Source organism: Kaarinaea lacus, from assembly GCF_975902315.1.
In genome coordinates this window covers 1-4,289 of the sequence record NZ_CDLKIE010000398.1, presented here as the reverse complement: position 1 = coordinate 4,289, position 4,289 = coordinate 1, and the positions used below count along the sequence as shown (strand labels likewise).

Genomic DNA, 4,289 nt, shown 5'->3' with positions numbered 1-4,289 from the left:
GTCACCTTATTAACGTCAAAAACCGATAAACCTTAATAGTCACGTGGGTCCAGCTACCTAACTAATATTAGCAGCTAAACCCACGATTTAAATAGCATTTCTGGAAAAATTTGGTGATTTTTCACCAATTGCTCAGAGCTTAGACAGTTATTGATTGTCCATCTGCTCTTTGATCAGGTCTCCCAGGGTTGTTGAACCCGAAGATTCTGACTGGCGGCTGTAATCTTCCATCGCTTCCGCTTCTTCCTGAGAATCCTTTGCCTTGATCGACAAATTGATCACGCGGTTCTTGCGATCGACGCCAATGAACTTGGCTTCCACTTCCTCACCTTCTTTCAGCAGGGTACGCGCATCTTCTACACGATCCCGGGTAATCTCTGAAGCACGCAAATAGCCTTCAATGCCTTCCATCAGCTGAACAACGGCACCCTTGGCGTCAATCTCGATGATCTTGCCAGTAACAATAGTACCCTTGGGATGGTCGGCCAGATAGTTACTGAAAGGATCCTGCTCCAGTTGCTTGACACCCAGGGAGATACGCTCACGTTCAGGATCAATGGCGAGAATCACGGTCTCAATCTCATCGCCTTTCTTGTAGTCTCGAACCGCATCTTCACCGGTGGCATTCCAGGAAATATCAGACAGGTGTACCAGACCATCGATTCCACCGTCCAGACCGATAAAAATACCGAAATCGGTGATTGACTTAATTGTACCGACAATCTTGTCGCCTTTATTGTGCTGGGCCGCAAATTCATCCCAGGGGTTGGCTTTACATTGCTTCATGCCCAGGGAGATACGACGGCGCTCCGCGTCGATTTCCAGCACCATCACTTCAACTTCGTCACCCAATTGCACAACTTTATTGGGGCTGACATTCTTGTTGGTCCAGTCCATTTCGGAGACGTGAACCAGACCTTCTACACCCTCTTCGATCTCTACGAAACAACCATAATCGGTCAGGTTGGTTACCTTACCGATCAGGCGCGAGCTCACCGGGTAACGGCGGGTTATATCGAGCCATGGATCTTCACCCATCTGCTTCAGGCCTAGCGAAACGCGAGTCTTTTCACGATCGAACTTGAGAACCTTCACATCTATCTCATCGCCAACATTGACGATCTCATTGGGGTGTTTAATACGTTTCCAGGACATATCGGTGATATGTAACAGTCCGTCAATACCGCCCAGATCGATAAATGCACCGTAGTCGGTAAGGTTCTTGACGATACCCTTGACTACCTGGCCTTCTTCCAGGTTCTCGATCAGTTGATCGCGCTCTTCGCTGGACTCTTCTTCAACCACCGCACGACGAGATACCACGACGTTATTACGTTTCTGATCCAGCTTGATAACTTTAAATTCGAGCTGCTTGCCTTCCAGGTAAGACAGGTCTCTAACAGGACGCACATCGACCAGCGAACCCGGCAGGAACGCGCGCACGTCATTCAATTCAACAGTGAAGCCACCTTTGACTTTACCATTGATAATACCCATTACGGTTTCACCAGCGTCGTAAGCTTTTTCCAGCGCGATCCAGGAACGAGCACGAACCGCTTTCTCACGTGATAACCGGGTTTCACCAAATCCGTCTTCTACGTACTCGAGGGCGACTTCAACTTCATCACCGACGTTGACATTGACCTGGCCATTTTCATCCTGGAATTCTTGCGCAGAAATGACGCCTTCGGATTTTAATCCGGCGTTAACAACTACAAAGTCGGAACTGATATCGACGACTTCACCGGTAATGATCGTACCGGGGCGCATTTTGGTTTGGGATAAACTTTCTTCAAAGAGTTGGGCAAAACTTTCGCTCATAATAGATTACTTTCTCTAGGCGCTTCTGATCTTGCTTTCATTCGGCAACTTCGACGTTAACGTCCGTCTCTTTAACTTGCATAACCTTTGCAATAACAGGCAGCTAAAGTAAAAGTCGCAAATGAACTTCTGAAACGACTCGCCACGAGTGTTCGATCACTGTGGCTGGGTTAATAAAATAAAATTATGTCAATTCCGCGAACTGCACTTCTGGTACTCTGCGCAGCCTCTTTATGAAGGGCGGCGAAGGGCTATAGCTATGCAAATTCGAGGCCTCGAACCGTAACACTACTGCGATTTGGCTGAGATACTACTGATCTTGATACAAGGCGATGATGCGGTCGACCACTTCTGGAATGGTCATGTGAGTGGTGTCCAACTCCACGGCATCGGTGGCCGGTTTTAATGGAGCGGTGTCCCGTTGGCTATCGCGCTTGTCGCGTTCGGCGATCTCGTCAAAAAGTTGCGCAAGGTTAGCACTTATACCCTTTTCCATCAACTGTTTATAGCGCCTTTTTGCCCTTTCTTCGGCACTGGCCGTGAGAAAGATTTTCAGCACTGCCCCGGGAAATACCACCGTGCCCATATCACGTCCATCGGCGACCAGCCCCGGCAATTGCTGGAATGCACGCTGTCTGGCCAGCAAGGCGGAACGCACCTCGGGAAGAGCGGCGACGGTGGATGCCGCTTTACCACTCTCTTCGGTACGGATAGCGAGCGTCACATTCTCGTCGTTCAGGTAAATCGTTGTTTCCTGGCCATTTGTGCCGGCAACAAATCGAACATCCAGGGCGCGGGCGATCCGTTCCAGGTTAGCTGTATCGTCCAGGGCAATGGATTGTTTAATGGCCGCGTAACCCACCAGACGATACAGCGCCCCGCTATCCAGCATCTGCCAGCCCAGGGTCTGCGCCACCAGTGAACTAATGGTTCCTTTACCCGAGGCGCTGGGGCCATCAATGGTTATTACCGGTGCGGAGGGATCAGGATCGAAACTCATGAGGAAGGCTGTATATTGATGCTGTAATTATCAGTTTTTGGCGCTAATGTTCAAACCAACGCCGTTGGCCAGTGATACAAAATTCGGGAACGAGGTATTCACATTGGCACAATCATGTATTGTGATCGCTTCACTGGCCCTTAAACTGGCCATCGCGAAGGCCATGGCGATACGATGGTCTCCATGACTCTGAATGTCACCCCCCTTCATTTGACCACCTCGAATCACCATGCCATCAGGCGTGGGTCGGGCATCAATACCCAGGATCTGCAATCCATCCGCCATGACCTGAATGCGATCGCTCTCCTTGACGCGTAATTCTTCCGCACCGGTCAATACCGTTTCTCCTTCGGCACAGGCCGCTGCAACAAACAGCACCGGAAACTCGTCGATGGCCAGGGGTACCTGGTCTTCAGGAATGTGAATACCTTTCAGCGGCGAGGATGTCACGGTGAGATCAGCCACCGGCTCTCCTCCCACTTCGCGCTCATTACTGATAGCGATATTGGCTCCCATCGCACGTAATATATTAATCACGCCGATGCGCGTGGGATTCATACCCACGTGCTCCAGCGTTAGCTGTGATCCCTCCGCAATGCTGGCACCGACGAGGAAAAACGCCGCCGAGGAAATATCCGCTGGCACTTCAATATTGGTGGCCGTTAAAGCTCCCCCACCTTCCAGGCAAACGGTACTACCGTTTACATCCAGGTCATAACCAAAACCTTTTAACATGCGCTCGGTGTGATCGCGGGTGGGCGCGGGCTCAGTGACACAAGTTTTACCTTGAGCATACAACCCAGCAAGCAACACGCAGGATTTTACCTGGGCACTGGCCACTGGCATCTGGTAATCAATCGCTTTCAATGCTGCGCCGCCATGAACATGCAATGGTGCAGTACCCTTTTCAGTGGTATCAATTACCGCTCCCATAGTGGCCAGGGGATCTGTCACACGCCGCATGGGACGCTTTGACAAGGAGGTATCACCTGTCATGGTTACATCAAAAGACTGGCCGGCCATGAGCCCTGCCAGCAAACGCATGGAGGTACCCGAGTTACCCACGTCCAGCGTTTGGTCCGGAACTTTCAGACCGTGCATTCCCACACCATGCACCGTGACCACACCATCACTGGGACCCTCAATTTCAACGCCCATGGCGCGAAACGCCGCTAACGTTGCCAGGCTATCGTCACCTTCCAGAAAACCGGTGATTTGCGTGACACCATTGGCCAGCGAACCCAACATAATGGAACGATGGGAAATAGATTTATCGCCGGGCACGCGTAACCGCCCGTTTAGGCCCTTCAGGCGACCACCCGGCAGTGCCTTAAAAATAACGTCTGTTTCAGAATGGGATTGGCTCATTATCTACTAAATCTTGTATACATTACTGTTAACTATTTTTTGACAAAACTAATGGCTAAACTGGTCACGAGACGCCTTGGCCCGTTTAAACACATCCAGG

General features: G+C 50.6%; 3 protein-coding genes. All 3 read right to left on the bottom strand.

What is annotated here, in order from left to right; all coding sequences use genetic code 11:
* Window positions 1–147 precede the first annotated feature (147 nt).
* The gene (gene rpsA / locus ACWVCM_RS12620) at window positions 148–1,821 is read right to left on the bottom strand and encodes a 30S ribosomal protein S1 (protein WP_455202111.1); all 1,674 of its coding nucleotides are present in this window, start codon (window positions 1,819–1,821) and stop codon (window positions 148–150) included.
* A gap of 310 nt (window positions 1,822–2,131) precedes the next feature.
* Window positions 2,132–2,821, bottom strand: coding sequence for a (d)CMP kinase (cmk, locus tag ACWVCM_RS12615; protein ID WP_455202110.1), 690 nt, complete (start codon window positions 2,819–2,821; stop codon window positions 2,132–2,134).
* Window positions 2,822–2,851: 30 nt separating this feature from the next.
* Window positions 2,852–4,189, bottom strand: coding sequence for a 3-phosphoshikimate 1-carboxyvinyltransferase (aroA, locus tag ACWVCM_RS12610; protein WP_455202109.1), 1,338 nt, complete (start codon window positions 4,187–4,189; stop codon window positions 2,852–2,854).
* Window positions 4,190–4,289: the final 100 nt, after the last annotated feature.